The 16,261-nt window shown below is 60.6% G+C and carries 11 protein-coding genes; 7 read left to right on the top strand and 4 right to left on the bottom strand.

From position 1 onward, the window contains the following. Positions 1-123 precede the first annotated feature (123 nt). On the top strand, positions 124-1,029 hold the full coding sequence (locus Q9R34_RS10955; RefSeq protein WP_485893624.1) for a LysR family transcriptional regulator: 906 nt from the start codon (positions 124-126) through the stop codon (positions 1,027-1,029). A gap of 145 nt (positions 1,030-1,174) precedes the next feature. Here Q9R34_RS10955 and Q9R34_RS10950 read toward each other — a convergent pair whose 3' ends face one another. Both Q9R34_RS10950 and pdxR read right to left on the bottom strand, forming a co-directional pair. After that, positions 1,175-2,626: a flagellin N-terminal helical domain-containing protein gene (locus Q9R34_RS10950; protein ID WP_485893622.1), complete on the bottom strand. Its 1,452-nt coding sequence runs from the start codon at positions 2,624-2,626 to the stop codon at positions 1,175-1,177. A 190-nt stretch (positions 2,627-2,816) separates the two neighbouring features. Further along, on the bottom strand, positions 2,817-4,304 hold the full coding sequence (gene pdxR / locus Q9R34_RS10945) for a MocR-like pyridoxine biosynthesis transcription factor PdxR (RefSeq protein WP_485893621.1): 1,488 nt from the start codon (positions 4,302-4,304) through the stop codon (positions 2,817-2,819). 178 nt (positions 4,305-4,482) lie between these two features. Here pdxR and gabP point away from each other — a divergent pair, with 178 nt between their 5' ends. Further along, positions 4,483-5,898 (top strand): GABA permease, encoded by a 1,416-nt coding sequence (gene gabP, locus Q9R34_RS10940; protein ID WP_485893619.1) that lies wholly within the window; start codon positions 4,483-4,485, stop codon positions 5,896-5,898. A 71-nt stretch (positions 5,899-5,969) separates the two neighbouring features. On the opposite strand, the gene Q9R34_RS10935 is transcribed toward gabP, so the two are convergent. Both Q9R34_RS10935 and Q9R34_RS10930 read right to left on the bottom strand, forming a co-directional pair. After that, positions 5,970-6,857, bottom strand: a complete 888-nt coding sequence (locus Q9R34_RS10935; RefSeq protein WP_485893617.1) for a siderophore-interacting protein — start codon at positions 6,855-6,857, stop codon at positions 5,970-5,972. A gap of 15 nt (positions 6,858-6,872) precedes the next feature. Continuing rightward, positions 6,873-8,051 (bottom strand): MFS transporter, encoded by a 1,179-nt coding sequence (locus tag Q9R34_RS10930; protein ID WP_485893615.1) that lies wholly within the window; start codon positions 8,049-8,051, stop codon positions 6,873-6,875. Between the two features lie 164 nt (positions 8,052-8,215). Here Q9R34_RS10930 and Q9R34_RS10925 point away from each other — a divergent pair, with 164 nt between their 5' ends. Genes Q9R34_RS10925 through Q9R34_RS10905 form a run of 5 tightly spaced genes read left to right on the top strand, consistent with a single transcriptional unit; the run spans position 8,216 to position 16,166 of the window. Further along, positions 8,216-9,958: an IucA/IucC family protein gene (locus tag Q9R34_RS10925; protein ID WP_485893613.1), complete on the top strand. Its 1,743-nt coding sequence runs from the start codon at positions 8,216-8,218 to the stop codon at positions 9,956-9,958. Beyond that, positions 9,958-10,905, top strand: coding sequence for a GNAT family N-acetyltransferase (locus Q9R34_RS10920; RefSeq protein ID WP_485893611.1), 948 nt, complete (start codon positions 9,958-9,960; stop codon positions 10,903-10,905). Before Q9R34_RS10925 ends, Q9R34_RS10920 begins: the two co-directional genes overlap by 1 nt. Next, complete coding sequence (gene iucC / locus Q9R34_RS10915; protein ID WP_485893609.1) at positions 10,902-12,629, top strand: aerobactin synthase IucC; 1,728 nt, start codon at positions 10,902-10,904, stop codon at positions 12,627-12,629. The genes Q9R34_RS10920 and iucC overlap by 4 nt, the downstream gene beginning before the upstream one ends. Beyond that, positions 12,626-13,951 (top strand): lysine N(6)-hydroxylase/L-ornithine N(5)-oxygenase family protein, encoded by a 1,326-nt coding sequence (locus Q9R34_RS10910; protein ID WP_485893607.1) that lies wholly within the window; start codon positions 12,626-12,628, stop codon positions 13,949-13,951. Before iucC ends, Q9R34_RS10910 begins: the two co-directional genes overlap by 4 nt. Before the next feature lie 25 nt (positions 13,952-13,976). After that, complete coding sequence (locus tag Q9R34_RS10905; RefSeq protein WP_485893605.1) at positions 13,977-16,166, top strand: TonB-dependent siderophore receptor; 2,190 nt, start codon at positions 13,977-13,979, stop codon at positions 16,164-16,166. Positions 16,167-16,261: the final 95 nt, after the last annotated feature.

The following is a 16,261-nucleotide window of genomic DNA, read 5'->3' as shown; positions in this document are numbered from 1 at the left end:
AACAAGTATCAAATCGCGCAAGAAATAAGGCCAATCGCCATTTATTATCTTTGATATTTGCCATGCTAATATCTGGTGATGCATCAACGCTCTTTTAACGCTCATCCCTTAACGCTGGAGTCTATGAAAACCGATATCCGCACCCTCGATCTCAATTTGCTCAAAACCCTCGACGCGCTGCTCGATGAGCGCAGCGTGACGCGCGCGGCAGAACGATTATCGCTCACTCAGCCTGCCGTCAGCGGCATGCTTACGCGCCTGCGCGAATGTTTTGACGATCCGCTTTTTACCCGCACGCAGCGCGGCATTATTCCGACGCTGCGCGCCCTTGAGCTGGCGCAACTGGTGAAAACCATACTGGCGGAAGTCGCGGAGCTGTTGCAGCCGAAAGCTTTCGATCCGGCGACGGCGGAGATGACCGTCCGGATTGCCGCCACCGATTATGCCTTGCGTGCGTTAATCGTGCCGTTTATGGCGGCGTTGCGCCGTCAGGCACCGGGCATTCGCGTGGCGGTCACGCCCGTCAGCAGCCAGCCTCTCACGGCGCAATTTGAGCGCGGCGCTATTGATATTGCCCTGATTACGCCCGACAGCACGCCCGATGGTCTGCATGCGCGCGCCCTGTTCGATGAGGAATATGTCTGTTTGATGCGGCAGGATCACCCGCTGTCGCAGCAAGACGGCTTAACCCTCGATAGCTTTTGCGCGCAGGATCATGCGTTATTCTCTTATGCGGATGGCAGTTTTAGCGGCATTACCGATGAGGCGCTAGCGGCCCTTGGCCGAACGCGCCGCGTGACGCTCTCGGTGTGCAGCTTTCTGGTGCTGCCGGAGATCCTGCGCGTTAGCGATTTGCTTAGCGTGGTGCCGCGTCGGCTGACGCGCGATCTGCCTGGCTTGAGCGTACTGCCGCCGCCGCTGACGATTCCCGGCTTTAGCAAGATAGCCGTCTGGCACGAGCGAACGCACCGGGATGCGGGACATCGCTGGGTCCGCGCGCTTCTGTTTGCGACTGCGCAACAGGGGTGAGGTTTACACCATCAGGATAATTACTCACTGCATGTTCGTAACGGCGTGGTATGTCAGCTGAAGAGGAAAGAAACCATCCCTGGTGATATGGAGAAAAAAGCGGGCGCGTTAACCGGCGTGACGGGAACTAAACAGCAGCGGCACCTTAGCTGCGCAGCAGCGCCAGCACCATGTCCGACGTCTGATTGGCGATTTTCATGACCGCATTTTGACCCTGTTGCAGGATCTGCGCCTGCGCCAGGCGGCTCGCTTCCTGCGCGTAGTCGGCATCCTGAATGCGGCTGCTCGCCGACTGCGTATCAATGCTCTGCTGCGCCAGCACCGTTCTGTTCGATTCATAGCGGTTAATCTTCGCGCCGTAGTAGGAGCGATAAGCGCTCACTTTCTCCAGCGCCGCATCCAGCGCTTTGCTGGTAACGGAAATATCACTGCTGGTTAACAGCGTCGTATTCTTCAGCCCCAGCGTTTTCAGGTCAGCGGGCGTCGGCTTCAGGGTATCGAACTGCATCTGCTGACCAAAATCGGCGCTGGTCACGACGTCAAAATGCTGGCTCTTAATGGGCGGTACTGCGGGTTGCGTTACCGGCTCCGGCAGATCGCCCCAGGTAAGCTGGCTGGTAAAAGAGCCGTTGCCCACCACGACCACAATCAGATCTTCCGTCACCTTATCCAGGCTGATGCGCTCCAGCGGATTGCTCTTGATGGTGCCGTTGTTATAGTCGCCGGTTGCGGTATCCTCATAACGATCGCCATCGCCGCTGTAGCTGATGTTCATGCCGTTATAGCTCATCGAGGCGCTGCCGCTCAGCGACCAGCTCGCCCCGCCCTGAAGCAGCTGGGAATCGTCATAGGTGGCGCCGCTGTCAAAACCGTTGGCGCTGGTCAGCAGTGACGTTGTCGCGGTAGCGTTATCGGTGATCCCTTTGCTCACCCAGGTAAAGTCTGGATCGCTGCCGTTGATCGGGGTGCCGACCAGATGCTTGCCGTCGCGCGTAAACAGTTGCAGGTCGTCATCCTGCGCCAGCGAGTCGATGCTGATGGTAATGTTAGTCGCGCCTGCCGGAATATAAGCGAGCGGTATCACGCCCGAGGTAAACGAATAGCTCTGATTCGCCACCGGGAACTTATTTTTGATCGGCTGCACGTTGCCCAACAGCGCAGGCGGCAGCTCCGGATCGTCTGTTGCCAGCGGGTACTGACCAAATATCTCCGTCTGCTGAGAAATGTCGGTGATGCTCGCCAGAATCTGCTGATACTCGTTGTTGACGCTGGCGCGGTCGGCGTCCGAGAGCGTGCCGTTCGCCGCCTGGATCGCCAGGCTTTTGGCGCGAATAAGTTTGTCGCTAACGGTGCTGAGGCTGCTTTCAGCGGTCTGCGCCAGGCTGATGGCATCGTTCAGGCCGCGCGAGACCACGCTATCAGCTTTAGCGGTCGCCGTCATCCGGTTACTTATCGCCTGTCCCGCCGCATCATCTTTTGCGCTGTTGATACGGGAGCCTGATGAGAGTCGTTCGATAACCTGCTCCAGCGCTGACGAGCTGTTATTCATCGATTTACTCGTCAGCGCGGCAAATTTGTTATGGTTTATTGTTAACATAGCCGCTACATACCTCATGGAAACTGTATGATTTATCGGCATGGCGAAAGGTGGCTTTAGTCACTTACCCAGCAGTGACGCTGCTTTGCGGCCCGTTTGCCTTTAAGTGGCTGATTGGAAATTGATTTAAGTTGCAAAAAAATTACAGATTTATGGGCAGAGAATAAGCTGATTATGACCGCTGGATACTTTATTGCGCGTTGACCTCAATGCCCGCCGCGATCAAACAGCCTTTGAGGACGCCAAACGCATCCTGACACTGCCGCTCATTGACGCAGGCGTAGCCGAGCAGCAGGCCGCGTGCGCGCTGCGGATGCATATAGTACTGCGAGAGCGGCCGCACCTTTACGCCGCGCTTGAGCGCCTCTGCGCTAATCGCAACGTCATCGCAACCCTCTGGCAGCCGCAGCACCAGATGCAGCCCTGCCTCGTGATTGACCGGCGGCAAAAAATCTGGCCCCAGATAGCGCTCGATCAGCCTGCATAAAAACTGACGCCGCTGACCATAAAGCAGGCGCATGCGGCGGATATGATCCATATAGTGCCCCTGGCGGATGAACTCTGCCAGCGCACGCTGGATCAAGAGATGGCCACCACGATAGAGCTCGGTCGCCGCGGTGCGCATCGGCTCCGCCAGCATCTTCGGCACCACCATGTAGCCAATGCGGAGCGCCGGATAGAGCGTTTTGCTGAAGGTGCCCATATAGATGACCGGCGCATCCTCTTCCAGCCCCTGTAGCGACGGCCAGGGGCTGCCTGAAAAGCGAAACTCGCTGTCGTAGTCATCTTCGATAATCCAGCTGCCGTGACGTCGCGCCAGCGCCAGCAACGCCTTACGCCGCGCCAGACTCAGGTGCGCGCCCAGCGGATATTGATGTGACGGCGTCACGAATACCATGCGAGGCGGCGCGCCGGCCACGGGCACGATGCCTTCATCATCCACCGGGATGGCGCGAATTTTCATGCCGTTTTTACGCAGCAGGTTGCGCGTGCCCCAGTATCCTGGCTCCTCCATCCACACCAGATCCCCCGGATCGCCCAGCACGCAGCTTACCAGGTCCACCGCCTGATGCACCCCTTCGGTGATCAGGATTTGATCGGCATCCGCCTTTACCGAGCGCGCCACGCGCAGATACTCCACCAGCGCATGCCGCAGATCGGGGCAGCCGCCGCCGCTGCTGTAGATCAGCCGGTGAACGTCGGGATCGCGATTGAGCCGCGCCTGGATCTGGCTAAATAGCTTATGCGGGAATTCGGTCACATCAGGCGCGCCGGGCACGAAGGCGCCCCACTGATAGGGCGAGGCGGTGGCATGCCCTAACAACGTTGCGCCACGTTTTGACAGGGTGGCCGGCAGCGGCGCGGCTGTCGGCTGAAGCAGCGCGATCGCCTGGCTTTGCAGACAGATCTCCGGCAGCGTCTCCACCACCCGGGTGCCGCTGCCGGTGCGTGCCGTCACGTAGCCCTGCGCCATCAAACTTTCATAAACATGCAGTACCGTATTTCGCGATACGCCCAGCTCGCGCGCCATGTCGCGCGTTGGCGGCAACCGCCCGCCGCGAGGAAAAACCCCTTCAATAATAGCGGCCTGTATGCAGGCCAGCAGTCGCTGCTGTAGCGAACCGCTCTGCAAAACCTGCAATCGCTCTAACAGGTGATCGGCATATAACAGCTGCAATTGGCTCCATCCCACTCTCTGAAATTGGCTCTGGCAACTTACCTCTTCGCACGCATTAATAAAAGCGTTTGTCGGGAAATGTAAATAAAACGTTTCAGCTTCCCGGCTCGCTAGCGCGAGTCTGGCCCCCCTGCTTGTCCCGGGCACCCAAGCCCGGCGCCGTTCTGGAGAGGTATTGATGACGAGAATGCAGAGTGCGAATGAAGGTGCACTGGCACAAAATCTTAAGCCGCGCCATGTGCGCATGTTGTCCATTGCTGGCGTGATTGGCGCAGGCCTGTTTGTGGGATCTGGCCACGCTATCGCCGAGGCGGGCCCGGCGGTGCTTATCGCCTATGCCGCCGCTGGCGCGCTGGTGGTGCTGATTATGCGTATGCTGGCGGAGATGGCGGTGTCGCTGCCCGATTCCGGCTCTTTCTCGACCTATGCTGACAAGGCGCTCGGCCGCTGGGCCGGGTTTACCATCGGCTGGCTCTACTGGTGGTTCTGGGTGCTGGTGATCCCGCTGGAGGCGAATGCGGCTGGCACCATCCTGCACGCCTGGTTTCCGCAGATCGCCATCTGGCAGTTTACGCTCGCTATTACGGTGGTTTCAACCCTGACCAATTTGCTGAGCGTAAAAAACTACGGCGAGTTCGAGTTCTGGTTCGCCCTGCTCAAGGTTGCGGCGATTGTCGCGTTCCTGTGCGCCGCCGGGCTGGCCGTATTGGGCTATCTGCCCAACAGCGGCGCCAGCGGCCTCCAGCATCTTTATGATACCCAGGGCTTTATGCCCAACGGCATTGGCAAGGTGATGGCGGCGATTCTGACCACCATGTTTTCATTTATGGGCACCGAAATTATCACCATCGCTGCCGCCGAATCGAAGAACCCCGGCAAACAGATTACCCAGGCCACCAATTCGGTTATCTGGCGTATCGCGCTGTTCTATCTGCTGTCGATATTCTTCGTGGTCGCTCTGGTGCCCTGGAATTCACCGTCGCTGGTTGAGCATGGATCTTATCAGACGGTGCTGCAGGCCATGAATATTCCGCACGCCAGGCTGATCGTCGACGTCGTGGTGCTGATCGCGGTCTGCAGCTGCCTTAACTCGGCGCTCTATACCTCTTCGCGCATGCTTTACTCCCTGTCGCGTCGCAAAGATGCGCCTGCGGCGGCCTCCCGCACCACGCGCAGCGGTACGCCATGGGTGGCGGTGCTGCTCTCGACGGCGGCGGCATTTGTCGCGGTAGTGGCTAACTATCTGGCGCCCAGCGTGGTGTTTGAATTCCTGCTGGCAAGCTCAGGCGCCATCGCGCTGCTGGTTTATCTGGTGATAGCTTTCTCTCATCTGGTGCTGCGCAAAAAGCGCGAAAAAGCGGGCGAAACGCTGAGTTACCGCATGTGGCTGTTTCCCGGTCTGACCTGGCTAACCATTCTGTTTATCGTCACCGTGCTGGTTTGCATGCTGTTTAACGCGCAGCATCAAAATGAGTTGCTGGCGACCGGCGGTCTGACGCTGGTGATTATCATCGCCAGCCTGCTGCTGCCGCGCAGAGCGCGGCGGCAGCAAACAGCGCGCTTCTACCCCGTGCGCTCCTCTGAAAACGGCTGACTGGCCAGGCTGGGCCGCGCCGTACGCAGGGCGGCGCGCTTCAGCCCCTTTTCCCACGCTAAATGAAGCTGTTAACCTTTGCTCCAGTAGGCCATAAAACTCAGGTTGTGGCTCGCCAGCTGCCGCTCCTCCAGCAGATAGCGCCGGATATGCCTGACGGCTGAAGACTCCGCCGCGATCCAGCCATAAAAACGATTCGCCTTGCGCGCCGCGCCGCGCCATAACATCGGCTGCTCAACCTCACGGCAGGCATGCGGTGAAGGGCTGAGCGCAAAGCCAGGCACGACGAGGTTCGCCTTAAGCGCCTGCAGCAGCGCTGCGCCGTGGGCCGAGCGGGTTTGATCCCGCGGGAGCCAGAAGACGTGTGCAAAGGCGTAGTCACGCCAGTCGATGCAGTCCTTCGTCCGCGGCACCTCCTGAAAAATCTGCAGCGCGGGCGGCGACGCCATTTGTGCCACCTGCTCAAGGATCCCTTTGACCGCCGGCAGCGCCGTCTCGTCGGCGACCACCAGACCGCGCTCTACCTCGGGATGAGGCTGCCATTCATATCCGCCGCTGTCGTCGACGTGCTGCCGGTTGGGCGCAACCATCTGCAGAGCGTCGCCCGGGGCGGCGCCGATAACCCAGGCCGAAGCGGGCCCCTCTGTGCCATGAATGACAAACTCCACCTCTACCCGGCGCTCGGCAGCGTCAACCGCGCGCAGCGTGTAGGTGCGCGGTATCGGCCTTTGCGCTGGCGGTAAGGTTTTCAGCTGCTCGCGCCACGGAAGATGCGCGGATAACGAGTCGGGAACGCCCTGTATCGACGGAAAGAGAAGCTTTATGCGTTGATCGGGCCCGTCGCGCTTCATCATCCCGACCTCTTCGCCCGTAAAGAGGCAGCGCACCAGCGACGGAGAGAGCCAGCTTTTGCGCAGCAGGGTGAGAGTGAATAAGCGGTAAGCGGGAATGGCGTCCATATGTTTTCCTGACGTTCAGCGCGCGCTTTCCGCGCTTGCTGTGAATTGCAGCCGACAGGCCAGCATGAAAAATATCGCTGCTGCGATCCATGCGCCCGCCAGCACGTAATGCTGTCCCCACTGCCACGTGATGAGGGGGATCAGCAAGGCGCTCAGGCCGTAGCCAAGGGTATGGCTGGTAGCGATCAGGCCCGCCCCTTTGCCCATTGAGAGTTTTTGATTCAGCATCAGCTGATAGGCAGGCGTCGCCATCGCGGCGCCAAAAGAGGTAATGGCGATGCCCACATAAAGCGCAATAAGGTTGCCGACGACCATGATGCCCAGCCCTGCGCTCATCAACACCGCCGCGCTAAACAGCAGCGGCTGAACCTGCAGCCGCTGCGGCCTGACCACCAGAAACTGCGCCAGCAGAGTGGCGATGGCGGCCAGGCTCAGCAGCCAGGCGATATGGCGACTGACGGCCCCCGGGGCGCTCATGGTATCGCGCAGCACGGGCGCCAGCCCGATTTGCATCAGGCTAATGCAGAGGGCGAGCAGCGCCGCCAGCGCCAGAAGCGGCAGCAAACTGCTGTGCCAGCGCGCGGCGTGATGCGCAACGGGCGCCAGCGGCGGATCGCCATACTCGCGGCCGATCAGCATCAGGGCGAAGAGCGGCGCGGCGGCCATCAGCCACAGCGGCGCCATCGGATAAAGGCTGAGCGCCAGCGCCGCCAGGGGCGGCCCCAGCAACCTTCCGCAGCTTAGCCCGGAGCTGATCGCCGCCAGCGCTGCCATGCGCCGCTCTGCGCCCGCGCGCTGCATCGCCCAGGTTTGCGCGGCGGGCACCATACCGGAGACGGTCAGACCGTACACCATCCGCGACAGGATCAGCGCGGCAAGCCCGACAGGCACGCCGACCTGCTTTTCCGCCATCAGCCAGACCGCCAGCGCCAGCATGCCAAAGCTGACCAGATAGCCTGACAGCGACGCCACCACGACAAACTTACAGCCCTTCACTTCGGAGATGCGTCCCCACCAGGGCGAAGCGGGCAGAAACAGCATCGAGCCAAACATCAATAAACCGGCCCAGGCCGAGAGCGTCAGGCCGGTCATCTCGACCAGCTGCGGCAGCACAACCAGTAAGCCGTTCTGACCTATTCCCAGCAGCCCGGCGCAAAACGCCAGCGGCCAGCTTGATCGACCCGGCCCTGTCATAGCCGCCCGCTCTGTAGTAACTGACACATAAATGTAAAGACACCGTTAAAAACAGGGATATAGCGTTCATTTTATGTATACAAATATTGCAAAAGTGATTGCCTTTGTAAATGAAATAATTATCATAACGATAATCATTATCATTTAAGAAGTGAGATTATCTTATGGACGGCTTCTCTCAATCGGCTGGCGTTGACGTGGCGGCGCAGTGCTTTCTTAATGCGCTTTTCCGCGAAACGCGCGACTGGATATACGTAGCCGACGCCGCGCCGGGTCAGATGCAACATATCGACCTGCCCCTTTCGTCATCGCAGACGATCCGGTTGCCGCTGCGCTACTTCTCTCCTACCCAGCACCATCACTATCAGTTTCCTGCGCGGCTCATCAGCCCCGATTCGCCCGAGGGAGAAGCCATCAGCTTTGCCACCCTGGTCTCGCTGATTCTGGCCAAACCGGCTATTCGCGCGGAGCTCGATTGCGACGTCATCGAACGCTTCCGGCAGCGCGTGGGCGAAAGCCATGCCCATACCTGGCAGGCGATCAATTTGCGTCATCGCTGGTCAGAGCTTCGCAAAAAAGCGCTTTCGTTTGCTGAGGCCGAACAGGCGCTGCTGGTGGGCCACGCGTTTCACCCCGCGCCGAAGTCGCATGAGCCCTTCAACGAAGCAGAAGCGCGCCGCTATCTGCCTGACTTCGCCTCCGACTTCCCGCTGCACTGGCTCTCTGTCGATAGCGACGCGGTGGCGGGCGAAAGCCTCGGCCTGTCGTTGCGCGCCCGTCTGCTGCGCATTGCCGCGCAGAGCGCGCCCGCGCTGCTGAGCCACTTTACCGACCGGCGCTGGCTGATCCCGATGCATCCGTGGCAGGCCCGCCACCTGCTGTCGCAGGCGTGGTGCCAGCAGCTGGTCGCCAGCGGCGCGCTGACCGACTTAGGCGAGTGCGGCAGCGCCTGGCTGCCCACCAGCTCTTCGCGTTCGCTCTACTCGCCTGCCAGCAGCGATATGATCAAGTTCTCGCTCAGCGTGCGGCTGACCAATTCGGTGCGCACCCTGTCGGTGAAAGAGGTCAAGCGCGGCATGCGCCTCGCGCGCCTCGCCCAGACGCCGCGCTGGCAGTCGTTGCAGATGGACTATCCCACTATGCGCGTGATGCAGGAGGATGGCTGGGCCGGGCTGCGCGCCGCGGATGGCGCGATCCAGGAAGAGAGCCTGATGGCGTTTCGCGTCAACAGCCTTTTCGCTACCCCGGCCGCCCAGACCAACGTGCTGGTCAGTCTGACGCAGGCCGCGCCAGACGGCGGTGACAGCCTGCTGGCGGCGGCGGTCAGAAGGCTGAGCCTCCGGCTCGGGCTGACGCTGGCCCAGGCGGCGCAGTGCTGGCTAGACGCCTACTGCGATCGCGTACTGCTGCCGCTGTTCGGCACTGAGGCCAATTACGGCCTGGTGCTGCTGGCGCATCAGCAAAACATCCTGGTGGAGATGCAGCAGGATCTGCCGGTCGGCCTGCTCTACCGGGACTGCCAGGGCAGCGGCTTCACGGAGAACGCGGCTGACTGGCTGGCGCAGATTGACGAAGCGGATGCGGAAAACCGCTTTAGCCGCGAGCAGGTGCTGCGCTACTTCCCCTACTACCTGCTGGTCAACTCCACGCTGGCGGTTACCGCCGCGCTGGGCGCCGCAGGCTTTGAGACCGAAGCGCGCCTGATAGCGCAGGTGCGCGACAGGCTGGCTGCATTGCGCGCTCGCGTCAGCGATACCCGCAGCCTCGATTACGTGCTCGACAGCCGGCACTGGAACTGTAAAGGCAATTTCCACTGCTATCTCCACGACCATAACGAAAACACCATCGCCGATCCGGCGGTGATCTACTTCGATTTCCAGAATCCGTTCTACAGGGAGAAGCCGTGATGCCAAACGCGCATATCGTACATGGCGACAGCGGTTTCCGCTGCGCGCTGACCGGCCAGGCGTTGCCGCTCATGCTTGGGCTGGACAACAGCGCCTCGCTGCAGTTTGTGCCGGCGATACCGGACGGCTGGCTTGCCGAGGCGATCGATCAGCTGCTGGTGGCCGCGCCGCGCCTGAGCGGCGTACATCTGCCCTGGGCGCAGTGGCAGCATGAGCCGCAGGCGCAGGCGCTGTTCGCGGCGGTCAACGGCGACTATATTTCCCGCGAAACCTTCTGGCAGCTGCCGCTGTGGCACCGCGGCGAACGGCCGACGGCCAGCGGCAAGATGCAGTTCGATGATGAGCGTCAGCTCTTTTACCCCGTGCGTCCCGCCAGGCCGGAAGGCGAAATTTATCGGCGCTACGATCCACAGGTCAAGCGGACGCTCAGCTTTCGCGTCGCCGACGTGGCGGAGGACGCCGCGCGCTTTACGCGCTGGATGAACGCCCCCCGCGTCAACGCCTTCTGGGAAATGGCGGCGCCGCAGCCGGAGCTGGAGAGCTACCTGCGCAAGCAGCTCGACTCGGCGTACTGCTGCCCGGTCATTGGCTGTTTCGACGACCAGCCGTTCGGCTATTTCGAAATTTACTGGGCGGCGGAAGATCGCATCGGCCGTCACTACCGCTGGCAGCCTTACGATCGCGGGCTGCATATGCTGGTGGGTGAAGAGGCGTGGCGCGGCGCGCACTTTATTCGCAGCTGGCTGCGCGGGCTGACGCACTACCTGTTTCTCGACGAGCCGCGCACGCAGCGCATCGTCGCTGAACCGCGCTACGATAATCAGCGTCTGTTCCGCCATCTGCCGGTTGCTGGCTATCACACCCTCAAGGAGTTTGATTTCCCCCACAAACGCTCTCGCCTGGTGATGAGCGAGCGCCACCGCTTCTTTACGGAGGTGGGGTTATGATGTGGGCGCGCGTCAACCGCGAGATGATCGCCAAAATCCTCGCTGAGCTGGAGTATGAGCAGGCGCTGCGCGCTGTAGAGCGTTCAGCAGACCGCTGGGAAATCACCGTGGGCACAGCGCGCTGGGCGTTTGCCGCCCGCCGCGGCATCTGGGGCTGGCTGCACATCGACCCCGCCTCTCTCAGCGGCGGGCCGATGGAGGCGGACGCGCTGCTGCGCCAGCTGGCCGTGACGCTGGAGATGAGCGATGCCCAGACGGCTGAGCATCTGGAAGATCTCTACGCCACGCTGCGCGGCGATCTGCAGCTGCTGGAAGCGCGCCAGTCGCTGAGCGCCGACGATCTGATCGCGCTCGATGCGGATGAGCTACAGTGCCTGCTCAGCGGACATCCCAAGTTCATCTTCAATAAAGGGCGTCGCGGCTGGGGGCTGGATGCGCTGCGCGCCTATGCGCCGGAGTACCGCAATCGGTTTCAGCTGCACTGGGTGGCGGTGCGCCGGGATAAGCTGGTCTGGAGCCATGAGGAGACCTGCGACATCGCTACCCTGCTCGCCAGCGCCATGGATGACGCCGAGCTGACGCGCTTTCACCAGCGCTGGCAGTCGGCCGGGCTCGACGACCGCTGGCTGCCGCTGCCCGTTCATCCCTGGCAGTGGCAGCAAAAAATCGCAATTCACTTTCTGCCGCAGCTGGCGCGCGGCGAGATAGTCGAGCTGGGCGCCTTCGGCGACCGCTATCTGGCGCAGCAGTCGCTGCGCCCCCTGACCAATGTCAGCCGCGCGGCGCGGTTTGATATCAAACTGCCGCTGACCATCTATAACACCTCCTGCTATCGCGGCATTCCCGGCAGGTATATCGCTGCCGGGCCGCTCGCCTCCGGCTGGTTAGCGCGGCAGTTCGCGCAGGATGAGACGCTGCGCGCCACCGGCGCCCGGATTCTGGCGGAACCGGCCGCAGGTTACCTGTCTCATGAAAGCTACGCCGCGCTGCCGCAGGCGCCCTATCGCTACCAGGAGATGCTCGGCGTGATCTGGCGCGAAAGTCCCGGCTGCTCTCTGCAGCCAGGCGAGCAGGCGGTGCTGATGGCCGCGCTGATGGAAACCGATAACGCCGGGCGCCCGCTGATTGACGCCTGGATTAAGGCGTCGGGACTGGATGCGGCAAGCTGGCTGAGTCGGATGTTTGAGGTGGTGGTGATCCCCTTCTATCACCTGATGTGCCGCTACGGCGTGGCGCTTATCGCGCACGGTCAGAACGTCACCCTGGTGATGAAAGAGCATATTCCGCAGCGCATTCTGCTGAAGGATTTTCAGGGCGATATGCGCCTTGTGGATCGCGATTTCCCGGAGGCGGCGTCGCTGCCTGCCGCGGTGAAAGAGGTCACCGCGCGCCTGGGCGCCGACTACCTTATTCACGATCTGCAGACGGGCCACTTTGTTACCGTGCTGCGTTTTATCTCCCGCCTGACGCTGCAGTCGGGCATTGACGAAGGCCAGTTTTACCGCCTTCTCGCCAGCGTGCTGCAGCGCTATATGGCGCAACACCCGGCGATGGCCGATCGCTTTGCCCTGTTCGATCTTTTCCGGCCTCAGATCATTCGCGTCGTGCTTAATCCGGTCAAGCTGAGGTTCGCCGAGCATGACGGCGGCAGCCGCATGCTGCCTAACTACCTTACCGATCTCGATAACCCTCTCTATCTGGTGACCCAGGAGTCTGCAAAATGAAGCCTTATGATTTCATTGGCATAGGCATCGGCCCGTTTAATCTCAGCGTCGCCGCGCTGGCGGAAGGACTGGACGGTTTTAGCTCGCTGTTTCTTGAGCGCAAACCCGATTTCGCCTGGCATCCGGGCATGATGGTGCCGGACTGCGCGATGCAAACCAGTTTCCTTAAGGATCTGGTGAGCGCGGTAGAGCCAACTAACCGCTATAGCTTTGTGAACTACCTGGTGCAGCAGAAGAAATTCTACCGTTTTCTCACCACCGAGCAGCGCACCGTTTCCCGCGAGGAGTTTTCCGACTATCTGGCCTGGGTGGCGAAGCGTTTGAGCAATCTGGCATTTAACCAGCTGGTCACCCGCGTGAGCTTTGACGACGCGACGCGCCTCTTCACGGTCGACACCGCGCACGACGCTTTCCAGGCGCGCCATGTCTGTCTCGGCATCGGCAAGCAGGCCAGGCTGCCGACGTGCGTCACTGAACAGAGCGATCGCTGCTTTCACGCCAGCGAAATGATGCTGCGTCGGCCTGACCTGCACAACAAGCGCGTCACCATCGTCGGTGGTGGCCAGAGCGGCGCCGATCTGTTTCTCAATATCTTCCGCGGCGAGTGGGGCCAGCCCGCCGCCCTGAACTGGGTGTCGCGCAGGAACAACTACAACGCGCTGGATGAAGCCGCCTTCGCCAACGAGTACTTTACGCCGGAATATCTGGAAAGCTTCTCAACGCTGGACGAAAGCGCGCGCCAGCAGATGCTGAACGAGCAGAAGATGACCTCAGACGGCATCACCAGCGAGTCGCTTCTCGCCATCTATCGGGCGATGTACCACCGCTTTGAGGTGCTGCGCGAGCAGCCCTGGGCGCGTCTGATGCCGTCGCGCTCGATGATCGCGCTCGATCGGACACCGGACGCGCAGCAGCTGAGGCTGCGTCACCATCTCGATCGCGGCGAAGAGCAGCTGACGACCGACGTGGTGATTTTCGCTACCGGCTACCGCTCGGCGCAGCCCGCTTTTCTGGCGCCTGTCGCGCATCGCCTGCAGCTCGACCGCGACGAAAATTTCCAGATCAACACCGACTTCACCCTTAACTGGGACGGCCCGGAAAGCAACAGCCTGTTTGCCGTCAATGCCGGGATGCAGCGCCTGGGCATTGCAGAACCCCAGCTCAGCCTGATGGCCTGGCGCGCCGCCCGCATTCTTAACCGCGCGCACCCGGCGGAGCCGTTTGAGCTGAGTACCACCCCTGGCGTGATCCAGTGGCGCACGCAGCAGCCGGAAAATCACGATCGGGATCCTCAACACACCGTTAATTCCGTTCAGTTTTGAACACGTCACTGGAAAAAAATAAAAAATGAAACAGCCGTATCTGTGGGTTTTAAATCCTTGTTTACTTGCCATGCTCTCTTCCGGCGCCTGGGCCGAAGAGGTAAAGGGAGATCAGATGGTGGTCTCCGCCAGCCGCTCGCACCGCAGCGTGGCGGAGATGGCGCAAACCACCTGGATTATCGAGCGGCAAGAAATTGAGCAGCAGGTTCAGGGTGGCAAGGAGTTAAAAGAGGTGCTGGCGCAGCTTATTCCCGGCATGGACGTCAGCAGCCAGGGACGCACCAACTACGGTATGAACATGCGCGGTCGCTCGATGATGGTGATGGTGGACGGCGTTCGCCTTAACTCGTCACGCAGCGACAGCCGCCAGCTGGACGCGATCGATCCGTTTAACATCGAGCGTATCGAGGTGATTTCCGGCGCGACCTCGCTCTATGGCGGCGGCAGTACCGGCGGTTTAATCAATATCGTCACTAAAAAAGGCCAGCCGGGCACACAGGCGGAGCTGCAAACCGGCGTCAAAAGCGGATTTAACAGCCATAACGATCGCGATGAGAACGTGGCGGCGGCGGTGAGCGGCGGTGACGACAAGGCCTCGGGCCGTCTGTCGGTAGCTTATCAGCGCTACGGCGGCTGGTATGACGGCAAAGGCAACGAGGCGATTATCGACAATACCCAGACCGGGCTGCAGTACTCCGATCGTCTGGATGTGATGGGCACGGGCACGCTTAATATTGATGAGAACCAGCAGCTGCAGCTCACCACGCAGTACTTCAAGAGCGAATCGGACGGCAGGCACGGCCTCTACCTGGGCGAGGATTTCTCGGCGGTGACCGGCTCGGGCAGCGCCTATAACGCAGGCAACCTCGACTCTGACCGCCTGCCCGGCACCGAACGCCATCTGATCAACGTGCAGTATTCCAATACCGACTTTTTCGGCCAGGATCTGGTGGCGCAGGTCTACTATCGCGACGAGAGCCTGACCTTCTATCCTTTCCCTACCCTCACCCGCAACCGCGTCTCCAGCATCGGCGCCTCGCAGCAAAAGACCGATTTCTACGGCGGCAAGCTGACCCTTAACAGCCAGCCGATCGATGCCCTGACGCTGACTTACGGCGTTGACGCCGACCATGAGACTTTTGACGCTAACCAGCAGTTTTTCGACCTGAATACCGCGGCGCAAAGCGGCGGCATGACGCTGAGAAACGCCTATAACGTCGGGCGCTATCCGGGCTATAGCATCACTAACCTTGCGCCGTTCCTGCAGTCGAGCTATGACATCGACGCCATTACGCTGAGCGGCGGCGTACGCTATCAGTACACAAAAAACAAGGTAGACGATTTTGTCGGCTACGCGCAGCAGCAGGCGATCGCCACCGGCCAGGCCAGCTCGGCGGATGCGGTGCCGGGCGGATCGACAGACTACAATAACCTGCTTTTCAATGCCGGCATTCTGGGTCGTCTGACCGAGCGCCAGCAGGTCTGGTTTAACTTCTCCCAGGGTTTCGAGATCCCCGATCTGGCCAAATATTACGGTTCCGGCACCTATCGCCTGGCGAACGGCCATTACAACCTCACCAACAGCGTTAACGTCAATGATTCGAAGCTCGATGGGATCAAAGTCGATTCTTATGAGCTCGGCTGGCGCTATACCGGCGATAACCTGCGTACCCAGCTGGCGGCTTACTATTCGCTGTCGGATAAAACCATCAGCATCAATAAAACCGATATGACGATTAACCTGGATGACGATAAGCGCCGCATTTACGGCGTGGAAGGCCAGGTTGATTACTTCTTTGACGACAGCGAATGGAGCACCGGTTCTAACTTCAACGTCATTAAATCTGAAACGCGCGTCGAGGGTAAATGGGAGAAGCTGACGATAGACAGCGCCAGCCCGTCTAAGGTCAGCGCCTGGCTGAACTGGGCGCCGGGCGACTGGAACCTGCGCGTGCAGAGCACGCAAACCTTTGACGTTTCCGATGCGGACGGCAAGAAAATCAACGGCTATAACACCGTTGACCTGCTGGGAAGCTACGCGCTGCCGGTCGGCAAACTCAGCTTTAGCGTCGAAAACCTGCTGGATAAGGATTACACCACGGTGTGGGGCCAGCGCGCGCCGGGGCTCTATAGCCCGACCTATGGCGATGCGGCTCTATATACCTATAAGGGGCGCGGACGCACCTTTGGGCTGAACTACTCGGTGCTGTTCTGATTGAGGTCAGGCATCTGCTCAGGCGGATGCCTGAAAGCGCTGTGACGCGGCGCGTAAGCCTTAGCCAGTTAAGCAGGCTACCGGCTTACGCGTTT

This window comes from Enterobacter sp. BRE11, assembly GCF_031844285.1.
GTDB lineage: Bacteria > Pseudomonadota > Gammaproteobacteria > Enterobacterales > Enterobacteriaceae > Pantoea.
This window is presented reverse-complemented; position numbering and strand designations above follow the sequence as displayed.